Origin of the sequence: Paraeggerthella sp. (assembly GCF_048427265.1) — a bacterium.
GTDB classification, from domain to species: domain Bacteria; phylum Actinomycetota; class Coriobacteriia; order Coriobacteriales; family Eggerthellaceae; genus Paraeggerthella; species Paraeggerthella hominis.
The window spans coordinates 1-23,039 of the sequence record NZ_DBFOSR010000059.1 but is presented as its reverse complement, the minus strand read 5'-3'; the positions used below and the strand labels follow the sequence as shown (position 1 = coordinate 23,039).

General features: G+C 64.1%; 9 protein-coding genes and 1 pseudogene. 8 read left to right on the top strand and 2 right to left on the bottom strand.

What is annotated here, in order from left to right; all coding sequences use genetic code 11:
* Nucleotides 1-46: 46 nt before the first annotated feature.
* The 8 genes from ACMNI9_RS05850 to ACMNI9_RS05815 all read left to right on the top strand — a co-directional run bounded on the left by ACMNI9_RS05850 (nucleotide 47) and on the right by ACMNI9_RS05815 (nucleotide 21,045).
* Nucleotides 47-4,186: a hypothetical protein gene (locus ACMNI9_RS05850; RefSeq protein ID WP_418831231.1), complete on the top strand. Its 4,140-nt coding sequence runs from the start codon at nucleotides 47-49 to the stop codon at nucleotides 4,184-4,186.
* Between the two features lie 246 nt (nucleotides 4,187-4,432).
* Nucleotides 4,433-5,227, top strand: a complete 795-nt coding sequence (locus ACMNI9_RS05845) for a response regulator (protein ID WP_418831229.1) — start codon at nucleotides 4,433-4,435, stop codon at nucleotides 5,225-5,227.
* Between the two features lie 138 nt (nucleotides 5,228-5,365).
* A complete protein-coding gene (locus ACMNI9_RS05840) occupies nucleotides 5,366-7,843 on the top strand; it encodes a hypothetical protein (RefSeq protein ID WP_418831228.1) in 2,478 nt (825 codons plus the stop codon).
* Nucleotides 7,844-7,961: 118 nt separating this feature from the next.
* The gene (locus ACMNI9_RS05835; RefSeq protein WP_418831227.1) at nucleotides 7,962-10,133 is read left to right on the top strand and encodes a lectin like domain-containing protein; all 2,172 of its coding nucleotides are present in this window, start codon (nucleotides 7,962-7,964) and stop codon (nucleotides 10,131-10,133) included.
* Between the two features lie 106 nt (nucleotides 10,134-10,239).
* A complete protein-coding gene (locus tag ACMNI9_RS05830) occupies nucleotides 10,240-13,911 on the top strand; it encodes a S8 family serine peptidase (RefSeq protein WP_418831226.1) in 3,672 nt (1,223 codons plus the stop codon).
* Nucleotides 13,912-14,024: 113 nt separating this feature from the next.
* On the top strand, nucleotides 14,025-15,329 hold the full coding sequence (locus tag ACMNI9_RS05825) for a sensor histidine kinase (RefSeq protein WP_418831224.1): 1,305 nt from the start codon (nucleotides 14,025-14,027) through the stop codon (nucleotides 15,327-15,329).
* The gene (locus tag ACMNI9_RS05820; RefSeq protein WP_418831223.1) at nucleotides 15,326-16,120 is read left to right on the top strand and encodes a response regulator; all 795 of its coding nucleotides are present in this window, start codon (nucleotides 15,326-15,328) and stop codon (nucleotides 16,118-16,120) included. The genes ACMNI9_RS05825 and ACMNI9_RS05820 overlap by 4 nt, the downstream gene beginning before the upstream one ends.
* A gap of 167 nt (nucleotides 16,121-16,287) precedes the next feature.
* The gene (locus ACMNI9_RS05815) at nucleotides 16,288-21,045 is read left to right on the top strand and encodes a lectin like domain-containing protein (RefSeq protein ID WP_418831221.1); all 4,758 of its coding nucleotides are present in this window, start codon (nucleotides 16,288-16,290) and stop codon (nucleotides 21,043-21,045) included.
* A 316-nt stretch (nucleotides 21,046-21,361) separates the two neighbouring features.
* On the opposite strand, the gene ACMNI9_RS05810 is transcribed toward ACMNI9_RS05815, so the two are convergent.
* Both ACMNI9_RS05810 and ACMNI9_RS05805 read right to left on the bottom strand, forming a co-directional pair.
* Nucleotides 21,362-22,351, bottom strand: a complete 990-nt coding sequence (locus ACMNI9_RS05810; RefSeq protein WP_418831220.1) for a DUF559 domain-containing protein — start codon at nucleotides 22,349-22,351, stop codon at nucleotides 21,362-21,364.
* Between the two features lie 475 nt (nucleotides 22,352-22,826).
* Nucleotides 22,827-23,039, bottom strand: a pseudogene (locus ACMNI9_RS05805) (dihydroorotase); the annotation flags it as partial.

The window sequence follows — 23,039 nt, the reverse complement described above, 5'->3', positions numbered from 1 at the left end:
GACTCGACCGACACACGACGAAACAACCACGCACGAAGGAGACACCATGGGATACGCGAAACCGTTCGAGAAAGCAGCCTGGCTGCTGTGCGCCGTGCTGCTGGCCGTCGGATGCGCGGGCGCTGGCTCGAACGTCGTGCGCGCGTTCGGCGAGGAACCCGCACACGAAACGCCGGGCACTGGCGACAAGTCGGCACCCCGGACCGATTCGCCGCAAAGCGCCGAGCCCTCCCCCGTTAACGCGGCCGAGGGCATCGCCATCGACGAGACGAACTTCCCCGATGCGGTATTTCGCGCCATCGTGCAAAATATCGCGGGCGGCGACCTGCTCACGCAAGACGTCGTTGACGCAACGACGGAGCTGGACGTCGCCGACAAGGGCATCGCCAGCCTCAAGGGCATCGAGCATTTCACCGCACTCGTCGATCTCGATTGCAGCTACAACCGGCTGACCAGCATCGATCTGAGCAAGAACACGAACCTCAAAAGCGTTAACCCGGTAGAGCAGATTGTCAGCATCCCCAATGCGGGCGAGTCCATCGACCTGCAAGCCATCGATCCGAACGTCGATCCCGCCAAGATACCCGAATCGTACCTGGTCGGTACAGAGATCGAAGGCACCGTCCTGAGCGGCTACACCGTAGGGACGATGCTGTCGTACGACTACGACACCGGGTTGAAAGTAGGCTCCAGCAGCCTGTACATGTACGTTATCGTCGAGCCCATGGGCGCCTCCGAACTGGCTATCACCACCGCCGACGCGGGTCCCGTCCCCACTGGCGAATTCGAAGTCGCCAAGGATGGAACGCTTATCGTCAAGGGGTCGGGCGAGTACATCGTCAGGATGGCGTCGTACGTCGAGGAGTCGAAGGATCGTATCCTCATCGAGAGCGGCGCCAGCCCCACCATCAAGCTCGACTCTTTGAATCTGCGCAGCACGGCAGGATCGAGCATCGAGATCAGGCCTGGCGCGGGCGACGTGACGCTGCACGTGCAGGATTACGTTTCCCTGAAACCGCAAACCCCCGGGGCGGGCATCCTGAAGAACAACGAGGCAACGCTAACCGTTGCCGCAGACCCGCTTTTTCCGGGCAGAGCCCTCCTGGAAGCCATTGCCGCCGGACACGCTTACCCCGGCATCGGGGCAAGCGGCGCGGGCGAGCACGGCAAAGTCACCGCATGCAAGAACATCGTCATAGAAGGCCTGGACGTCAAGGTCGAAGGCTCGGAGCGCAGCGCCGGAATCGGCGGCGGCTTCGGAATAACCGAAGTCAGCGGCATCACGCTTGACAAGTGCACGGTCAATGCGCTGGGCGGCAAATTCGCAGCGGGCATCGGCAGCGGGTGGATAGGAGATGGCGGCGTTTCCGTGTCGAACATCACCATCAAGGGCGGCAAGGTGCAGGCAGCCGGAAGCTTCTCCAGCGCGGGCATCGGCAGCGGCCTGTGCGCAAAGGGCCCTGCGCAAGTTTCCGACATCCACATATCTAACAGCACCGTCGCCTCATACGGAAAAAGCATGGGCGCGGGCATCGGCGCGGGAGCCTGCGTCGAAGGGTCGGCCGTCGTCAAGGGCATAACCATCGAGCGCAGCAAGGTCGAGGCAACGGGCGACAACGTGAGCGCGGGCATCGGCAGCGGGTGGGCGAAGGACAACAACCTTGTCTCGCGGATAGTTATCGATCGAAGCGAAGTGAAAGCCCAGGGAGGCTTCGGCGCTCCGGGCATGGGCAGCAGCTATTCGGATACGGGCAATTCCGAGCTCGACGACGTGCGCATCGAGAACAGCTTCGTTCGTTCGGAAGGTGGCACGTCACGCGACGGCTCGACCCCGATTCGCGCGGCCGACGACGAAGGCGTCGCGCGCCCCGAGAACATCATCGGAGCGGGCGCCGGCATCGGCAGCGGCTTCTCCGACAAGGGCGACTCCACCGCGAAGAACATCGTCGTGAGCGACCTTTCGTGGGTGTACGCCGCCGCAGGCGACGACGCGCACGGCGGCGGGGCGTCGGCCGGCATCGGCAGCGGGCCCGCCTGGAGAGGAACGTCAACGGCATCGGGGATCGTGGTGCAGGAAGGCCAAGTGTTCGCGCAGGGCGGCACCACGACGGCGAGCGGCATGGGACCCGCCGCGTTGCCGGGCATCGGCGCGGGCAGCGGCATGACGCGCACAATGCAGAACAACGCCATCGAGCCGGGCGAGGGCGCCTGGTCAAGGGCCTGGAAAGCCGACACCGAAGATGAAATCAACCAGCTTTACGACCATCCCTTCGTCGATTACTCCCGCGAGCGCACGAGCCTGGACGATGCGGACAAACGCTACATGGCGATTGCCGTTTGGCGGGACGAAATGCTCTCCTGCGCAGGATCCGATGACGGGTACCGTTACGAGAAGGGGCTGCTGATTATCGAGGGCAACGGCACTTATACGGTAGACATGACCCCGCCAGGCGTGCACGACCCCGAAGCCTTGAGCGACGAGGCGGAAGCCTTCGACAGCAACGGGGCTGCGCCGAAGTCCGTCGATCTGTTCTCCCCGACCCCTCTCGGCATCGTCGTGGCGGACGGGGCCTCCCCCACGGTCGTATTGAATTACGTGTCCATCGACGAGTCGGACGTAGACGGCGCGTGCGCGTTCGCCATCGAAGACGGCGCGCTCGACACAACCGTCCTGCTTTCGGGTGAAAACGTGCTTGCGAGCGGCAGCGGACGCGCTGGCATCGAGAAGAACGCCAGCTCCGGAAAGCTCACGGTGCGCAGCACGGCGAGCGCCGATGAGGCCGACGGGTCGCTGGAAGCGCTCGGAGGGGACGGCGCGGCCGGTATCGGCGGCGGTAAAGCGGAAACGGGCAGCAGCGATACCGCTAACATCGAAATAGCAGGCGGCACCGTAAGCGCCATCGCTGGGCATGTGCATGCCGGGCGCTCGGCTGCCGGCATCGGCGGCGGATGCACCCTGGACCGCTCCGGAAACGCCGACGCGCATTCTATCGTCGTATCGGGCGGAACCGTGAGCGCGCAAGGCTCCTCGAGCAACTTCGGCGCGGGAGCCGACATCGGAGGCGGCACCCCCGGCCCCCAAGGACACGCCAACGCATCCGACATCACGGTGTCGGGCGGCACGGTAAAAGCCGTCGGCGGCAACAACGGGGCAGCGGGCATCGGCAGCGGCTCGACGCTCTCAGCTGGCGAAAGCGTCGCCCGTCGCATCACCGTCAGCGGCGGCAGCGTGGAGGCGACGGGCGGCAACAACGCCGCCGGCATCGGCAGCGGCTTCGCGCGAGGAGACGGAAACGAAAGCCGCGCAGAGAATATCGTCGTGTCCGGAGGAACCGTCAAAGCGACGGCAGGCCCCTTGGGCGGCGCAGCCGGCATCGGCAGCGGGCAGGCGAACGATAGCCTGTCAATCGCGCGAGACATCGTCATCAGCGGCGGCTCGGTGGAAGCCATCGGGGCGACCGGCGCTTTCAGCGATGGAGAATCGTACGCCGTCATGGGAGGCGCGGGCATCGGCAGCGGATGCTCCTCGCCGTACGGCTCGAATGCCGCGGCGGCAGAGAGCCGCGCAGAAGGCATCGTCGTGTCGGGCGGCACGGTGATGGCAACGGGAGGCTCGAACAGCCCCGGCATCGGCAGCGGCACGGCAGCGACCGACTACGCCTTCGTCGGATCGAGCACCGCTGTCGACATTCAGCTCACGGGCGGCACCGTCACAGCCGTTGGCGGCCTGACGCACGCGCAGTCGTCCCGCAACCCGCTCGAGCCGGGCCAGATCGACAGCGCAGAGCTCATCGGCGACCTTGTGCAGCTGCCTGCCGTGGGAACGGGACTCGCAGCTTCGCGCACGTGCGAGAACGCCGCCATCGCCCCTGCTGCAGGCCTTATGGCCAACGCTTGGAGAGGCGCTTCGGCCGAGAGCGCGGTGCAGTTCCTCAAGGATGCTGTCGAGGCGACGAGCATCACCGAGGCGAAGGACGCCTACCTGCGCGCCGAGTTCTCGAACGCACCGGGCATCGTCCCGGCAGAGCCTGCGAAGCCCGCGCCCTTGCACGACGCCGCATCGCTCGCCCCTACCGGCGATTCCCCCGTGCCGTTGGCCATCGCCGGAAGCCTTTTCGCGATCGCAGCGGCAACCTTGACGGCAGCCGTCGTCGCGCTCGCACGGAAACGTCGCAGCGGCTGCTAGAAGCCGCTGACGTCCAAGCTGCCACCATGAGCGGGCGTCCTTCCATCGAAGGGCGCCCGCCGCCGCGGAAAGGAAGGCCGTGCTGAACCAGTTCGATATAGCGCCCGACGCGCGCAGCGCGCCTCCACGTCCCCTGCAGGGCGCGTGCGTGCCGACGGCGCCCGAAGCTTCCAGGATGCCGGGCAAGAGCACCGCAATCCCCATCTGCACTTTCCGTTCCACGGTCGACCGGAAAGAGGCGCGCCCATGAACATCATCGTGGTCGACGACGAACCGCTGGCCCTCAAAGACCTGATCCGCGCGCTGAAGCGCGTACGTCCGGATTGCGAGCCGAACGGGTTCGCAACGCCGCACGCGGCGCTCGAATACGCGCAGGGCAACGTGGTGGACGCAGCGTTCCTCGACATCGAGATGCCGGGAATGAGCGGGCTTGCGCTGGCGAAGCGTCTCAAGGACCTCCGCCCGGGCATACGCATCGTGTTCGCCACCAGCTACAAGCAGTACGCCGTGGACGCGTTCGCGCTGCACGCCACGGGCTACCTGCTGAAACCGGCGCAGGACGACGACCTCGAGCGCGAGCTGACCTTCGTCTACGAGAGCACCGGAGAGCGTCCGCAGGCGCGCGTGATCATCAAGACGTTCGGGGGTTTCGAAGCGTTCGTGGACGGCAACCCGCTCGACTTCAAGCACTCGAAGTCGAAGGAACTGCTGGCGCTGCTGGTGGATCGGCACGGCACGCCCCTGACTGCGCGCGAGGCCTGCGCGACGCTGTGGGAGAACAAGCCCTGCACCGCATCGCAGGTCGGCCACTACCAGTCCATCGTGGCCGACCTGCGCTCCACGCTCGCAGCTGCACGCGCAGGCAACATCATCGTGAAAACATGGAACAGCCTGGCCATCGACCCGAACGCCATCGACTGCGACAGCTACCGGTTCCTCGACGGCGACCCGACGGCCGTCAACGCCTACCACGGCTCCTACCCGCCCGCGTACTCGTGGACGAAGCTCTCAACGGGAGCCTTCCGCGCGCGCCTGAGGTAAGCCGCTCACCGCCGCCCCTGCGGCGAGCGGCGGCACTGGCATGGCATCCGGGCGATTTCGCGACATGCCGCGTTGCTCTTTTGTTGCACCTCTTTGGCTACACTGCCAGAACGCAAGCCCATTCACGAGGAGGACACCATGGGGATCGCACAATCGTCAAGAGCCGCAGCCTGCCTGCTGCTCGCTACAGCGCTGGCTACAGGATGCAGCGGCTTAGGAGCCGCCGAGGCGTTCGGAGACGCCCCGGCTCGCAAGGAGGCTCCCAGCGTAGCCGCCGCAATCGCCGCAGAGGGCATCCCCGTGGACGAGGCGCACTTCCCCGACCCCGTGTTCCACATGATCGTGCAGGACATCGCCGGGGGCGACGTCCTTACGCAGGAAACGATCGACGGTCTGAAGATCCTCGACCTACAAGGCAGCGCCGACGACGAGGAATCCGCCATAGCCGACCTCACGGGCATCGAGCACTTCACCGCGCTGGAAGAGCTCAACTGCAGCTACCACCGGCTGGAGAAGCTGGACATGAGCGGCAATCCGGCACTGAAAACGCTTGACTGCCGATCCAATCGACTGACGTCTTTGAACGTGAGCGGCAACGCGCAGCTCGAGCGCCTGTACTGCGGCGGAAACCGGCTGGCCAGCATCGACCTCCAGGGTACGAACCTTACGGACCGCGACGTTCAAGAAGACCAGACGATCGACGTCGCGGCGCCCGACGCGCCCATTGCGACCAACGCCGGACTGACCGCGACCGACGCCGACGGACGGCCCGTCGGCGCGGACGAGATCGAGTTCGCCGAAAACGGCGTGCTCGTCGTCAAGGGGTCGGGCTCCTACGTCGTCGCGATGGACGAGGGAGTGGAGAAATCCACAGGCCGCATCGTCATCGAAGCAGGTGCCAGCCCTACCGTCACGCTCGACTCGCTCGTGCTGCGTCCCAAGCAGGGATCCGCCATCAATATCGGCCCTAACGCGGGAGAAGTGAACCTCGTCGTACGAGGGTCGGTCGTCCTCGAGCCCCAAGGAAACGACCCCCTCCACGCCGGAGCCGGCATCCAGAAGGAAAACGGCGACGCGACGCTGACCGTCGTCGGGGAGGGGCCCGGCAAAGCCGTCCTCAAAGCGACCGGCACCGATCACTATCCCGGCATCGGCACCGGCCAACTTGAGAGCGATGGCCCCCTCGTCTGCAAGAACATCACTCTCAAGAACCTGGACGTCACAGCTGTCGGCGCGTCGTTCGCGGCGGGCATCGGCGGTGGCTACGCCGTCGCGGAAGTCGGCGGTATAACCATCGAGGGCTGCAACGTCCGCGCCAAAGGCGGCTCCCATGCGGCCGGCATCGGCGGCGGGTGGATACACAAGGGCGGCAGCGTGTACGACATCGTCGTGAAAGACAGCACGGTGGAAGCGTCCAGCGTGCTGCAGGGAGCGGGCATCGGCAGCGGAAAAGCCGGAGCAGGTCCGAACACCGTCTCGAACGTCCAGATACTTCACAGCACCGTTGCCGCAACGGGCGGAACCGCCTCGGCCGGCATCGGCAGCGGCTGGGCTGGCGCAGGCACGAACACGGTGTCGGGCATCCGAATCGACAGCAGCGACGTGACCGCCGCAGGCGGGTACGGAGCCGCTGGCATCGGTGCCGGCAGCTCCGTGAACGGCGCCGCAACCACAAGCAACCTGTCCATTGCGAACAGCACCGTCATGGCGACCGGCGGCACGTGCGGAGCTGGCATCGGCAGCGGTTGGGCAATGGAGGGCAACCGTGTCGAGAACGTGTCCATTGCGGACGGCTCGGTCCAGGCGACTGGAAACGCAGGATGCCCGGGCATCGGCAGCGGATACTCGAACTCAGGAGATTCCACGCTCGTCCATGTGGTCGTTTCGAGCAGCAAGGTGATCGCACAGGGAGGCGCTTCCGACAAGCAAACGCCCAAGGAAGGCGCGGCGCGCGCAGAGGAAGACGTCCGGCTCGATCTCGTCATAGGCGCAGGCGCGGGCATCGGCAGCGGGTTCTCCAACGAGGGAAGCTCCCTGACCTCGGATATCGTGGTGAGCGGCAGCTCGAACGTGCAGGCGACCGCAGGAGACGACGTCGACGCGGGCGGAAGCGCGCCCGGCATCGGCAGCGGGCCCGCCTGGCGGGGCTCGTCGAAGACGGAGGGCGTCCTACTGCAAGGCGGCACGGTCGTCGCGCAGGGCGGCACCACGACCGCAGACGGTCTGGGACCCCGGGCGCTTCCCGGCATCGGCGCAGGCAGCGCGCCGACGCGCATGATCACCGGGACCGTCTCCCCCGCCGACGGCTTGGCGGCCAGCGCCTGGAAGGGCGCTTCGGCCGAGAACGCGGTGCAGTTCCTCGTCGATTCGACGGAGACGACGAGTATCGCCGAGGTGCAGGACGCCTATCTGCGCATCGAGTTCGCAGCCCGACCGACCGCCGGTGACAAGGTCGTTCCTTCGGCCAAGGCGGAGGCGAAGGCTCTTGCAGCCACGGGAGACGGCCTGCCGCCGCTGACCGTCGCTGCCGCAGCGGCATCGGCAGCAGGCGCGGCGCTCGTCCTTTCGGCCGCGACTGCCCGCGCTGCGTCCGGACGAAGGCGCAGCGGCCAATAGGAGCCGTACGGCGCGGATTTACCGGCGACAGGCATACCTGTTGCATATTTGTTGCTCGTCCGACACTATGGTCCAACAGATCGCGCTATTGCACGATACCCGACCTTTGGAGGTTCAAATGAGCAGAAGCATCCCAGCCCGACTCGCGCGCTGCGTTGTCGCCTGTGCGCTGACGATGGGTCTCGTTCCCGCCGTCGCCTTCGCCGACAAGGCGCCGGGCGAGCGCAGCGTCGTCGAGCTATTCGCCGACAAGGCTGCCGAGGCGGCGGCACGCTACGCGGCCGGCGACGACCTACACGACGACTCGGTCTACGAAAGCGGCGCGGATAGCGTCGCGGCGCTCGCGAACGAGGCGTTTCCCGAGACGTACGATTTGCGCGACAAAGGCGTGGTCACGCCCGTGAAATCCCAGAGCCCCTGGGGCACGTGCTGGAGCTTCGGCGCCATCGCGGCCTGCGAGACGAGCATCCTGTCGGATTTGGGCTGGACCGTGGACGCCGGCCAGACGGTGGACCTCTCCGAACTGCAGGTAGCCTGGTTCGCCTACCGACCCCTGCCCGAAGGATCCGGATCGCAGGCGGGCGAAGGCCGGCACTCGACCGATCCCGACCCCAACGCCATACTCGATCTGGGAGCCATGCCGCACACAGTCACCTCGGTGCTGTCCTCCGGCATCGGCCCCGTAGCGGAGTCCGATGTCCCCTATCGCAACAAAGAGGGCATCATCGTGAAAGACCAGGCTGGAAACCCGGTACGCTACGCGCCTGCGGGCGACTGGTCGGTCGACGAGAGCCTGCGGTTCCGTCAGGCCGTCGAGTTGGAGGAAAGCTCCGTCTTGCCCTCTCCCGCGGGCAAGAGCGAGGATGGATTGTATCGCTATCAGCAAGCCGGCACCGACGCCATCAAGAAGAATCTCCTCGCCGGCCGCGCCGTCGAGATTGGTTTCGCGGCCGACACTTCGCGCCCCGGTCAAACCGACCCCGCGAAGTACATCAACACCGAAACATGGGCGCACTACACCTACGATGAGAATGCCGAGGCTAACCATGCAGTGGTCATCGTCGGCTGGGACGACGCCTATTCCAAGGACAACTTCCTTGAAGGGCATCAGCCCGAGCGCAACGGCGCCTGGATCGTCAAAAACAGCTGGGGCGCCGCCAGCAACGAATTCCCCAACTGGGGAAAATGGGGCAACGAAGGATACTTCTACCTCTCTTACTACGACAAGAGCCTTGACGTGCCCGAATCGTTCAACTTCTACACGGAAACCTACGGCCAGACAGCCAACTACTACCTCATCGACCAATACGACTACCTGCCCTCCGACGGCGTGACTTCCGTGCAGAAGAACGAAGTGGCCGCAATGGCGAACGTATTCGAGGCCGAGGAGGGCCAGCGCGTGCGCTCGCTTTCCTGCGAGACGTCGAAGCCGAACACCACGGCGACCTACGAGCTGTACCGGCTGCGCGATGGGTTCGCGAACCCACGCGACGGCGAACTGCTGGCCACCGTATCGAAGACGTACGACTACGGCGGCTACCACCGCATCGAGTTGGACGAGGGCTTCCCGATGGAGCAAGGAGAGCACTTCTCGGTCGTGGTGACCGAGCGCTGCGGCGACGCCTACGAGGTGCTCACCGACAAGGCGGTCAACAAGAACGGCATGGCGGAAGGCGATACCATCTACTCCGTCGGTGTGGTGAACCCCGGCGAGAGCTACCTTCTTGAGAATGGCGAGTGGTCTGACTGGTCCGATGACGTCGCGGCTATCAAGGAGGCAGCCGCCGCGACCCCGGAGGGCGACATCTTCGATTACGACAACTTCGCGATCAAGGCTTATTCCGATCCTATGGGCGCTCCGCCCATCCACGAGGCAACCACCGTACCCGACCTGACGGGCCTGACCGAAGCAGAGGCTCTGACCGCCCTCGAGCGCGCCGGGCTGAAGGGCGAAGCAGGAACTGCCGAGTACTCCGACACCGTCGAAGCCGGACGCGTCATGCGCCAGACCACGGCAGCCGGCACTGAGGTCGACAAGGGCTACCTTGTGACGTACATCCTATCGATGGGCAAGAACCCCGCACCGGGCGTTCCGCCGCAGGGCGGAGACGGATCGACGCCGCCTTCCGAAACCGTGAACGCAGGCACGAACGCCACCGCTAAGAAATTGACGGCAACAGGAGACGAACCGTTGCCCATCGCGGCGCTCGCAACCGCTGCCGCGATGGCTGCTGCTGCAGCCTCGGCCATCGCCCTACGGCGACGCGCCCTTTCAACCGACCGTTCATAGCCCGCCGTACAAGACCGCCTGCATCCTCCGATGCAGGCGGTCTTTTCCATTCTCGCCGCGCTGCAATCACCGTACGCAGCTAAATCCCGCGAAAGTGAGACGTTCCATGCACCTTGCCGTCCGAAAGGCTATCGCCTGCCTAAGCGCACTCGCACTGTGCTGCTCGCTCATCCCCGTGGCCGCCTTCGCCCAGGAGGCCCCGCCAACGGAGAGCGCAGCCAACCCCTGGGTTTCCGACCAGACGATCGACAAGATGCTGAAAGCCGGCGAATACGTGGAGGGCCAAGCCGTCGTCGTCATGAATCCTTCCGCTTCTTCCGACGACGCAATCCGATCGCGCTCCGCAAGCCCGCTCGATAGGGCCGAATCCCTCATGGACGTCTCGACCGAAGCGTACGAGGAAGCCACGGCGGAATCCGCACCCGCATCGCCCGAAGCCAACGCGGCAGCTCCAAGCGCGCGCAGCCGAAGCGCATCCGCGCCTGAAGCCTCTCAAGACCTTAGCATCGTGCTGGTCAAGCAGGAGGGCATGACCACGGAAGACCTCCTGCGCGAACTCGCCCAAGATCCGCGCGTCGTTTCGGCGGAGCCGAACTACCTGATAGAGCTCCCTCGCGAAGAGGCAGCCGCGATTACCGCAGCAAGGACGAGCGCAGCGAACAAAGACGAGGGCGCATCTCCCCTCGCCGACCTGAGCGACTACCAATGGGCCGGACGCAACGACGGTGAGCGCCTGACGACGAGCAACGCCGGACACCCCACGCAACAAGGCTTCGATATCAACGACGACGCCTGGACCGCTGCCAAGGACGCAGGCTGGAAGAGCGCCGCCCCCAACGCCTCCGGCACGGTAGCCGTTCTGGACACCGGCATCGACTACACCCACCCCGATCTGAAAAACGTCATGTGGAACGGCGAGAGCCTGGTCGATCTGGCGGGCGAAGGAGGCCCCTACGGCCTGAACGTAAGCGGGTCGGGCGAGCCGGACGACGTGATGGACCGCCACGCGCATGGAACGCACTGCGCGGGCATTATCGCCTCCTCGTGGGACGACAGCGGCACAAGCGGCGTGGCCAACGGTGTTCGTCTTGTTGCGGTAAAGATGCTAGACGATCAGGGGTACGGAACGCTCGACATGGAGCTGCGCGCCTACGACTACCTCGCGCGCATCGCCACGGCCGTGAACCTCAAGGCAATCAACAACTCATGGGGAGGATCGGCGCCTTACCTGGCCTTCTCGCTTGCCGTCGCCGAGCTGGGACGACTGGGCGCCGTCACCGTGATAGCCACGGGGAACAACGCGTTCGACACCGATCAGAACCTGTTCACCTCGGCAACGCTGGCGACGAACCCCTACGCCGTAGCCGTGAACTCGTCCGATGCGACGGGCCGGCTCTCCGCGTTCAGCAACTACGGCGCCTACACCACCGATCTCGCAGCACCGGGCAGCTGCATACTGTCCACCGTGCCCGCCTCGACGCAACATTATTTTCCCGAAACGTCTCCCAGCAATATCCAAGGCGCGTACGAAACGTTCGCCGGCGGCTCGCCCTCGTGCACGACCGCGAGCGCGGGGCGCGACGAAGCGACGCGCAGCAGCATAGGAAGCGCGGACTTCGCGCTGCATTACGATGAATCGCCTTCGTGGAGCATCAAGATAGCGGATATGGACGAGGTGCCCTCTGAAGAACTTGCGAACATGGCCATCGCGAACGGCACGAACGCCAGCCGCGCCTTCGCCTTCGACCTGTCCGTCAACGTGCCGGAAGACCAAAGGAGCGATGCTCGCAAGATGGAGCGATTCGCGCTCAAGTGCCTGAACGCCGGTTTCTCCATGGAGAAACCGGGCAAGATGTTCGTAGGCGCATGGGGAGTAGAAACGCTCGATTCCAACGGAACCGTGCAGCTTGCGATCAACGAAGGTTTAGGAAGGATGAGCGGGCGGGCGCGCATGGTCGACAGCTGGGAGCCGCTCTCGCTCGATCTCGAGCAGCTGCTCAAAGACTCCGGCTCGACCGGAGTGGCGTTCGACGACGCCGGAAACATGACGCTGCGCATGGTCGTGCTGCTCCCCTACGACCCGAATGCCGACGACGCCGTGAACCTCGACTGCATAGGCGTGGGATCTTCCGAGGGCTCTGTCGGTTCCTACGACATTATCAACGGCACTTCCATGGCCGCCCCCATGGCAACGGGCGCAGCCGCCGTGCTCGCACGCGACGAGGCGCCCAGCGCAACAACGCTCGCCCAAGACGGCGCACTGGATCTTGCCGCCTCCGCCGCCGAGTGTGCCGCACGCCTCAAAGGATCGACCACCCCGGCAAGCGCGTTCAGCAAAACGTGCCGATCCGACGGCGCACTGGATCTCGGCTTGGATGAAGGGGCGTACACGCCCTCCGTCGTCAAAGCGGAATCGACCGACGACCAGCGCGCCATCGTCGTGCAAGGTTTCTTTTTCGGCGATGACGGCGCCCAGGGCGCGCTTTCGATCGACGGCACGCCCGCGACGATCGCATCCTGGAGCGACAACGAGGTGATCGTAGAGCGCCCGAACGGACGCCAAAGCGGCAAAGCGGACATCCTGCTTACGGCCGCGAACGGCAAAACCACGCGATACCGGGCGGCCCTTACGTTCTCCGACGACGATCCTACACCTCCCCTGTACGAAAAAGAGCTCGCCTCCCCAGCTTCCATCGATGCTTTCATGCGCGAAGACGCAGTGAGCTTCTCCTCCGCCGCCCTCGACGGGTCGCTGTACCTGCTCACCCTGGGCAAGGGCCTTCAAGCCAAGGGGCTATGGCGCTACGACATCTCCCACAACGCATGGAGCCGGTGCGCCGATCTTCCTGAAGCGCTTACGTGCTCGAACAGCGCCATAACCGCACTGGGAGATTCGATCATGTTGTCAGGTACCGCAGACAACAGCAAAGGCCGGGTGCAGCTTCTGTACCAGTACAGCCCCGAATCGAACACCTGGGAACAAAGCCCCTACGATGAGCAGGCGCTATTATCCAGCATTGCATCCTGGAAAGGCTTGCTGCTGCTGGCGGGCGGCGTCGATCCAACGGGTGCGGACGCGGGCGTTCGCACGTACGATCCGCAAACGGGAGAGATCGCGCACGTTGCCGACCTGCCGGTCGCGACAACGCTCCCCTCCCTTGCCGCATCCAACAACAGCCTCACCATCGCACAAGGTCTCTCCACAAGCGACGAAGCGCAACCTGGACTGCTCATGAGAGGCGTCGAGTCGAACGGAACCTGGTCGATCGAGAAGCAGGACAACGTGCTGCCGGCGGACGCTCCGTACAACGCTTCTCGCGGGAACTACGGTTTGGCAAGCTACGCCGAAGGGGTCGCCGTCGTCGGACTGGCCGAGCCGGGCTGCGACACCGCGTTGCTGCCCGAAAGCGCAACGAAACTCCAACCGTTTGCGAAAACCCTTTCGCAAAGCGCGGTCTACCAGGCTACGGCAACGGCTCACGACGGCTACCTGTACGCGCTTGCCGTTTCCAACCTCGAATCCGAACGCATAGTATTCCGCGCGACAGCCATCGATACAGGCGGCGAAGCCGATACCGGAGGCGGCGAAGGGGGCGCACCGGGCGACGAAACGAAGAACCAGGGCGCAGGAACGAGTGAAGGCACCGCGGCCAAGCCGCTCGCGTCCACCGGAGACGGTACGGCCGCAACCGCATCGGCAGCCGGCATGGTCGGCCTGACGGCACTGCTTGTCGGCGCATTCGCCCGAACGAGGACGCGGCGAACCGCACGCGACTAAGCGAATTGCGCGGCTTGCAGGAGCGACGCCCGCCCTGCAAGCCGCCGGTCACTGGTACAATGACGAGCATCCGTATCGTCGAGCACCGCTCACCGCGTCGGGAAAGGGAGGGCATGCTGCACCAGTTCAATATCGCGCTCGATTTGTACAGCGCGCTCCTGTGCCTGATCTTAGGTACGTACGTACTGGTCAGCGGCGACCGACGGGACCGCGCGAACCAGTGCTTCGCGGGCATCTGCGCCTGCAACGCCGTCATGGCCCTCGGCGATATGACGGCCTGGATGTTCGCCGTACCGCTCGGCGCCGCGCAGCATGCCGTCATGCTGGCGGGAGCGTTTCTGTTTTATACGGCCCCCGCTCCCCTGTTCCTGTTCTTCACGGGCTACATCGTAGCGTTTCTTTCCAAGCGCACGCGCATCGCGCGCAACTACTTCCGGGCGTCGATCGCCTTGTTATCGCTCTACGTGGCAGGCTGCATCGTCTCTCTTTTCAACGGCATGTTCTTCAGCGTGGACCCCGAGTTAGGCTACGTGCGCGGCCCGTTGTTTTGGCTTGCGCAAGTGGTGCCCGTCGCGTTGCACCTGCGCAACGCGGCCATCGTGATTCGCTACCGAGCGCATCTCGAACGCAAGGAGCTGGCGGGGTTCGCCAGCTATATCGCGCTTCCCATAATCGCCGAAGTCGTGCAGGTGGCCGTTTTCGGGATCGCGCTCATGAACACGGCCGTGTCCCTTGCCATCTTCCTGGTGTTCTTAAGCATCCAATCCGAACGAAAGGCCCTGCTGGCCCAACGCGAGCAAGAGCTGACGGAAGCGCGAGCCGACATTATGCTGAGCCAGATCCAACCGCACTTCCTTTACAACACGCTGGCGGGCATTCGCGAACTCTGCTCGAGCAACCCTGCAGAAGCGGCGCGCGCCGTGGGCGATTTCTCTTCGTTTCTGCGCAGGAACATGTCCTCGCTCACCAGCAAGGCGCCCATTCCCTTCGAACGCGAGCTGCAACATACAAAAACATATCTTGATCTGGAAAAACGTCGACTTGGATCCCGACTGAGCACACGGTTCGACATCGAGTTCGATGATTTCTTCCTGCCGCCGCTCACCATGCAAGCCGTCGTTGAGAACGCCGTGCGCCACGGCATCGCCCCGCTTGAAGAGGGCGGCTGCATCCAGATAACCACGCGCCGCGAGCAAGACGACGCCGTGATCACGGTGTCCGACGACGGCGCAGGCTTCGAGGCAACCGACCCCTCCGCGCGCGACGAACGCGCGCATGTAGGCATCGCGAACGTACGCGTGCGTTTGGCGGAATGCTGCCAGGGCACGCTCGAAGTGCGCTCGTCGCGCAACGAGGGCACGGTAGCAACGATACGCGTGCCACTCGACCTTCCCGCACAACAAGGAGCGTTTTTGTGAACATCATTGCCGTAGACGACGAGCCGCTTGCGCTGAACGACTTGATCAGATCGCTGAAGAGCCTTTATCCGTCCTGCGAACCGCTTTCGTTCGCCACGCCCCGGGCGGCGCTCGAGCACGCGAGCTCTCGTCCGGTCGACATCGCCTTCCTCGACATCGAAATGCCGGGCATGAGCGGGCTCGAGCTTGCCAAGCGCCTGAAGGACCTGCATCCCGACGCGCATATCGTGTTCGTCACCAGCTACGAGCAGTACGCGATCGATGCGTTCGCCCTCCATGCCACCGGCTACCTGCTCAAACCGGTGCAGGCAGCTGAGCTCGAGCGCGAGATGACCTTCATCTACGAGCGCAGTCCGCAGGAGCCCTCCAAGCGCATCAGCATTCGAACCTTCGGCGGCTTCGAAGCGCTTGTCGACGGGGAGCCCTTGGCTTTCAAACGGTCGAAGACCAAGGAGCTGCTAGCGCTTTTGGTCGATCGACGCGGATCGGGAGTGACGATGCGCGAGGCATGCGCGACCCTATGGGAGGACGTCCCGCACAGCACCTCGCAGCGCAGCTACTACCAATCGCTCGTCGCCGATCTGCGCTCGGCGCTTGCAGCCGCGCACGTCGAAGACGTGCTGGTGAAGACGTGGAACAACCTGGCAATCGATCCGCACGCCATCGAGTGCGACAGCTACCGGTTCCTTGACGGCGATCCGATTGCCGTCAACTCGTACCGCGGCAACTACCTGCCCGCATACTCGTGGGCGGAGTTTTCATCGGGCGCGTTCCGCTCGCAGCCGCGATAGCGCCCCGACGACCGGCCGCGCCATCTTTTTGTTGCACTTCTGTTGCTCTTCAATGCGTAGAGTAACCACGGTATTCACAGCTTCAAAGAGGGGCGCGCCCTGGGGAATTTCCGGGCTGGGCCGCACCTGCCAGCAGAAACCGTCACCGTTTGCTAGGAGCATCGCCCATGGACGCAAGCAATACCGCATGCGACAAGAAAGTATCCACTAGGATCGCGCGAAGCGTGCTCGCGCTCGCCTTGGCGTTCGGGATGGTCCCCATCGCATCGGCATCCGCAGCAGACCCCTCCTCCACCTGGGCCGACGACATCCCGGCAATGCTGGCCGCCGGCCCGTACGTCGAAGGCGAGGTCGTGGCATGCTTCGACAGTGCAGCCGCAATGCCCCTGTCCGCCGAAGCGGTCGTCGAACCGTTGATCGAGCTCGACGACCAGGGCAACGGCTCCGCGAACCGCCTGACGGTCGTTCGCGACGAGGGCATGAGCACCGAGGCTCTACTGCGCTCGCTCGCCGACAACCCATCGGTGCTGTTCGCCGAGCCGAACTACACGGGCGCGACGCTGCCCGACGCAGAGGAGTCGGCGGCCGCACGCGCGATATCGAACGTCGTTGCGACGAACGGAGCCGCGAACAACGCGTTCAAGGACATGACCGCCTTCCAATGGGGCTTCGAAAACAACCCCGCCACCCTGCAAACCCCCGACCTTCCGAACACGGCAAGCGCCAACCCGCCGGATTGGAATACGGCAAACGGCAATATGGACGGCAAAGAGGTGGTGGTAGCCGTCCTCGACAGCGGCATCGACACAAGCCACCCGGATCTCGACGATTCCATCTACCGCTTCACAGCCGCCCAACAGCAGGCACTCGGCTGCGGCGAGTACGGCTACAACGCCGAGGCGGCGGCCAACCCGGCGCTCGATGCGACCGACGTGACCGACCGCGTACGCCATGGCACGCACTGCGCCGGCATCGTAGCGGCGGAATGGGACGGCGCCGGCACGAGCGGCATCGCTTCGGATGCCAAGCTCATGATCATCAAGAACGGCGACGCGACTTCGTCGCTCGTCGATCAGCTGAACGCCTACGCCTTCATCAAGAAAGCCGTGTTGGAGCAGCATATAAACGTACAGGTGACCAGCAACTCCTGGGTGGTCGCCCAAGCCACCCGGTCGCTCGACGCCGCCGTACGGGACCTCGGCGAGAGCTGCGGCATCGTCTCGGTGTTCGGAGCGGGCAATTGGACGCGGGACAACGACGAGAACCTTTATTCCGGATCGGTGCTCAAAGACAACCCCTACGTCGTCGTGGTGGCCGCCACGAACGCGGCCGACGAGCTATGGAGTCAAAGCCACTGGGGGGCGAACACCGTGGACATCGGCGCTCCGGGCGGCGGCATCTTGTCAACCGTGCCGTTCGCAAACGCACGATACATGCCCGACTTTGCGAGCGAAGGTTCGAATCTTTTCTACGAAGGGTTCGATGCGGGCGGCGACGCCAGCTCCGTGGCCTTCGCAGCCGTGAAGGCCACGGGCGAGTCGGTTCCCCTCACCAATGCCTCGCACGACACGTCCGCGTTTGCCAACGGTTCCGGCAGCTTTTCCGCAACACTCGATCAACCGATCGATATTCACGGGAGCAATGCGAAGTACGTTGTGGAGATTACCGCATCGGGCATAACGCCCCCTACCGATGACGCTGCTACGATGTTCGGTCTTTCAATGTACAGCGAGATGTTCATAGCCCCCTTCGGCGCCGAGGTGAAACTCAAGGACGGCTCATGGGATTCCCTTCAGGATGGCGAATTCGGGCTTGCGAAGTTCCTCGGGCAAACCTGGGACATGCTCGACCTCGACCTGCCCGCCAACGTCGACTTCGATAAGTTCGCCTTGCGCCTTACGTTTGTAGCCGGAGGTCAGCCTGTCGTTTGGTTCGATTCCGTCGGCATTGGCACGCAGAAGGTCCCCTACGACTATCTAAGCGGCACGTCCATGGCCACGCCCGCAGCTGCCGGCGCCTGCGCCATCCTGGCTGCACAGCACCCAAGCGACACGGCAGCCCAACGTGCCTCGCGCCTCAAAGGCTCCGTACGTCCGAACGCTTCGCTGGCAGGCCGCACCACAACGGGCGGTACGCTCGACCTATCCGTCGTCGGCGATCCGTCCGCGCCCGGCACGTCGCTCAATCCCACCGTCGAATCGCTTGACGCCGCAGGGACATCGCTTCAAGTAAAGGGCTCCGCGTTCGGCGCATCTGCTGGAACCGTCGAAATAAGAGCAGCCGGCCTTGGCGACGAGGACAAGAGCTTTCCTGCGACGATCGATGCATGGAGCGACGATTCCATACAGCTCACGTCGAGCGAGCCGCTATCTGGAATCGTGGACGTACGCGTGACGACCACGCAAAAGAAAAGCGCACACGAATCGTTCTTCGTAAGCGAAGGCTCCACGGTATTCGAGCGCACGCTCTCGCTGCCCGCTTCAACGGGAGAGGACTACCTGGTCGACGATTTCATCGATTACGAGACTTCGGGCATCCTTCAACCTTTGCAAGACAATCTGTACGCACTGCCCCAGACAGCCCTTATCGAGGAATCGGTCTTTGTGCAGCGCATGTGGCGCTACGACATTCCCGCTGACGCATGGATGGAAGCGTCCGCGCTGCCCGAGCCTTTGCAAGATGCTTCCGCAGCGTTATGGAACGGAACGCTCGTGGTAAAAGGAACGTCGATGGAGATCGTAAGCAGCGGGGTTCCCCGCTCTTGGGGTGCAGTCGATCCTGCGAGCGCCGACAAAGCCGAAGTGCGCCTGTACGCCTACAACCCGGCCTCCGACCGCTGGAGCGAGCTTCCCACTGAGGGCATCCCGCTCGGATCGACGCTTGTGAACGCCAACGAGACGCTCCTCCTTGTAGGCGGCGACAAAGGCGAAGACTCCGCGACGGGCATCCTGTCGTACGACGCAAGCAGCGGCGCGCTCTCACCCGCCGGCACGCTTGCCGTCGCGCGAACGAACCCGCAGGTCGTAGCCAGCGGCAGTACGCTGTACGCATACGACACGCAGAACAAATCGCTTGAAACGGTACGCAACGGCGCAGGTACCGTACTTGAAAACGCGTTCCCCGCCTTCCTCAGCGGTGCCAATGACGCGCGCTCGTTTGCCGCGGTCTCCGAGGGCATCGTCATGGTAGGGCCGCTTTCAGCCGACAGCAAGGCGGATACCTACGTCCTGCGCGATGGGCGAACCTCGTTCGAGCCTTACGGCAAACGCTCGTCGGACGCAAAGGCGCTTTCCCCAACCATCACCAGCTACCATGGCTCCCTTTACGTGTTGGGCTCGTCATGGCTAGAACCCGACGGTCGTTACTTCCGTGCAACCGCCTTCGACACCGCCGAAACGCCCGGAGACGTCCCTGCCGAGCGCACTTCGTTCGACCTGCGCGACCATGGCTTCGTGACGCCCGTGCGCAACCAAGGTTCCTCGAGCATCTGCTGGTCTTTCTCGTCGATCGCCTCGCTTGAGTCTTCGGTGCTGCGCAACGGCGGCCCCTCGCTCGACCTGTCTCCTTACCAGGCCGCCTACTTCACCGTTATGGGAAACGAGGAGCGCGAAGCCCTCGGCATAAACGAATTCATGCCCGACAATCCCTACCTGGGCGGCATCGCGCCATTCAGGCTGGCAGCAAGCCTGGCCGCCGGCAAGGGCGCGGCGCTCGTGCAACCGGGCATCAACGACGGCCCCTACAACCTGGATGAATCGCTGCGCTACGCAAGCGACGTGCGCTTGACGGGCACCGCGTTCCTTGATGGAAAGGCGGCATCATATTGGGAAGTTCCCCAAAAAAGCGCGATGAAAGCGCGAGCGAAAGACATCGTTGAAAACCAGGGGCCGGTAATTGCCGAGTTCTGCAGCAGCTCGGGATTCGGCAACTACAACGCCGAGAAACACTGCTACTACCTTGCGCCCAACATACCCTTCTCCGCACCCGACCACTACGTTGCCATCGTTGGCTGGGACGACGCCTTCCCGCGATCTAGCTTCAACGAGGGCATGCGGCCTGCGCGTGACGGCGCATGGCTTGTCAAGAACTCTTGGGGAACGGACTTCGGCGATGAAGGCTATTGCTGGATATCCTACGAAGACGCGTCGCTCACGCTGCTGGGAGCGCTCACGGGAGACCTCGCGCGCGAGGGCGAGCAAACCTACCAGAAAGATACCGCCGGCTGGCTGAACTCCCTGTCGATCGACGGTTCGACGAGCGGCTTTGCGGCGAACACGTACGCAAGCAAGCGCGACGAGACGCTCGATCGCGTCATGATCTGCACCACGGGCGAAAACGCCGCGTACCAGGTGGACGTATACCGCAACTTGACCGACGCCGACAACCCCAGTTCGGGCAATCTCGTCTCGACGCAGAAGGGCACCGCCGAGTTGCCCGGCTATCGCACGGTTGCGCTCGATAAGCCGGTTGAGCTTTCTGCGGGCGATTCGTTCTCCGTTGTCGTGCGCCTGCAAAACGCATCGTACGCCTATCCCGTGGCGGTGGAGGTCTTCACGCCCGACCTTGAACTGCCGGAGGCGCAGCCAGCGTACCTTGGACGCGATGCTGCGGGCCAGCCCGAGACGAGCTGGGTATCAACCGACGGCAGCACCTGGACGAACCCTGCGGGTTACGGGCGCGACCTTGCAGCATCGGAGCAGTCGATGGTCACGAACGTGTGCGTGAAGGCGCTCACCATGCCGCGCGACGGATCCGGCAACGGCGGTTCGGGAAACCCGCAAACCGACGGCGCCGCCACCGCTCTCGTGAGAACCGGCGACGATCTCCTTCCGGCAATTCTGCTTGCCGTCGGAAGCGCGGCGCTCGCCGCATGCGCGCTTGGCGCCGCTGCCGCAAGACGTCGAAGGAGCAGCAAGCAGAGGTAGTCGAGCTCGCAAACGCACGATACATGCCCGCCATCGCTTCCGCATCGGCATGGCACGCCCGCCATGCCGATGCGCTGCGCTCATGCAGCCGTACGGGCGGCGCTCGTCCGCCAAGCGGGTACCGGGTGCCGGACGGGCGCTGCGCTTGTGCAGTTCTTCCCCAAATGTTGCGCATTTCAACCTATTTCGACGAACCGCCGAACGACGCGCCGCCAAATTGCCTGATCAGCTGGGAATGCGCTACCTCAACAACCCGAAAACTCCCCGTGAGCGCAACATTTCGGAAAGAATCGCTCACCAAGGCCCGCTCGAAGCCCTAGTCGTAGCCTACCGGAAGCCCAAGCCGCCGCCGAAGCCTCAATTTGCGCGCATGATAATCAGAAACACGAATCTGCACGCGCTTACCAAGCTGTCGCTGAATCGCCTGGGCAATCGCGTCGGTGGCAACAAGGCTGTCCAGTTCGTCATTGGTGACGCCGACAACCGTCCAGCCCATCGCCATCAGCGCATTCGCCCTCCTTGAATCCTTGATGCGACTTGCCTCGCCTTCGTGCATCTCCCTGCTCTGGTACTCCACATCGAGCTTCGCCTCCGGCCAGCACAGATCGCAGCGAAAGCTCTTTCTGCCGGAAAGCGCTCGGGCGGCCGCGCTTGCCTTCACCTCGTAGTTCATTTGCGGAATGCCCAAACCGTATCCACCGTACGAAGTAGGCAAGCCCAGCATGAGCGCTTGCTTCGTCTCGCGCGGAGAAGCCGATCCGTCCGTCAAATACGGCATGATGCGAGCCACGCTCCGAGCGCCTCTGATAGAAGGATTGACGGAGACGAAATCGCGCAGGGATCGCACCGAAGCAAGAGCCGGCACCTGGTACGCCGGAGCAGTCGACGTCCGCTTGGTCCGATAGGTTCCGCACAGTTCGTAGACCAACTCAAGCAGGTCGATCTTGTCCTTCGCCGATGAAGCCATCTGCATGCAAGCAAGCGGCGCGCTGCACACGCCCATGCCGCCCGGCAGTCGAAGCAACGGCTCTCCTCGCATCTTCACTGTGGAAACGTGCGGGACTCGGCGCGAAGTGGAACGGCATCTCGAAGCGGTCCCTAGAAGAAGATGGGCGGGGCGATCGATCGTCAAGCCAGGATGATCGCTCTCTACGCTTTCGATCAGCTTTTCGAGTTCGCGCTCGCTCAGCGCTCGATCGGGCAGGCGCTGCGCGGCACCTTTCGCCCCCGCGAACTCCCGCGCATCGATCGCTCGCAACATCTGGAAAGCGGTTCGGTAGCCGAAACAAACCTGCATAGGCTCCATAGGAATCCCCTCGTTCGCCCTTGACTACGAGGATCTTGCAGACGTGGTACCAGGAAGCGAGGGCTCGGCTTCCCCTATGGGCTGCTCCGCGAAGCGAAGAGCGCCTACATTGGCTCGATAACGAAACGATTCTACCATGCATCGCGCGCTCGCGCGTGCGGTTCTTCCCCCAATGTTGCGCACGGGCGCGCGTCGAAGCCCGCCTGTCAGAGACGAGCATCTGCGACCAGGCAAAACGCACGGGCACATCCAAGATCGCCCGCGCGCTTGTCTTCCGAACGCAACATTGGGGGAAGAATCGAACAACGGGCAGCATAGACTGCGCCCCACGACCATCGAAGTCCGCTAGCCGGAACATGCAGAACGGCCCCGCATCAGCGAAGCGATGCGGGGCCGCAACGTACCGCGGGCTCGCACCGTTCGATGAGAGCCCGCGTCATACCAGGGCATGGCCCCGGTTCGATTCTGAAGCGTCCTATTCGACGATCGCGCCGTCCTCGAGCGTTGCGTAGCCGCCCACGTAGACGTCGGTGGCGCGACCCTTCAACTCGGCGCCGATGAAGCCGGAGTTCTTCGCCTTCGAGACGAAGCCGTCGACCTCGACCGTCCAGGCGGCCTCGGGATCGATCACCGTGAGGTCGGCCGTGCTGCCCGCCTCGATCTTGACCGGCTCCACGCGCAGGATGGC

What these genes read in the sequence shown, in the direction of transcription:
- ACMNI9_RS05835 (WP_418831227.1), top strand. Translation starts at nt 7,962, where the DNA reads ATGAGCAGAAGCATCCCAGCCCGACTCGCGCGCTGCGTTGTCGCCTGT.
- ACMNI9_RS05830 (WP_418831226.1), top strand. Translation starts at nt 10,240, where the DNA reads ATGCACCTTGCCGTCCGAAAGGCTATCGCCTGCCTAAGCGCACTCGCA.
- ACMNI9_RS05815 (WP_418831221.1), top strand. Translation starts at nt 16,288, where the DNA reads ATGGACGCAAGCAATACCGCATGCGACAAGAAAGTATCCACTAGGATC.
- ACMNI9_RS05845 (WP_418831229.1), top strand. Translation starts at nt 4,433, where the DNA reads ATGAACATCATCGTGGTCGACGACGAACCGCTGGCCCTCAAAGACCTG.
- ACMNI9_RS05810 (WP_418831220.1), bottom strand. Translation starts at nt 22,351, where the DNA reads ATGGAGCCTATGCAGGTTTGTTTCGGCTACCGAACCGCTTTCCAGATG.
- ACMNI9_RS05825 (WP_418831224.1), top strand. Translation starts at nt 14,025, where the DNA reads ATGCTGCACCAGTTCAATATCGCGCTCGATTTGTACAGCGCGCTCCTG.
- ACMNI9_RS05850 (WP_418831231.1), top strand. Translation starts at nt 47, where the DNA reads ATGGGATACGCGAAACCGTTCGAGAAAGCAGCCTGGCTGCTGTGCGCC.
- ACMNI9_RS05840 (WP_418831228.1), top strand. Translation starts at nt 5,366, where the DNA reads ATGGGGATCGCACAATCGTCAAGAGCCGCAGCCTGCCTGCTGCTCGCT.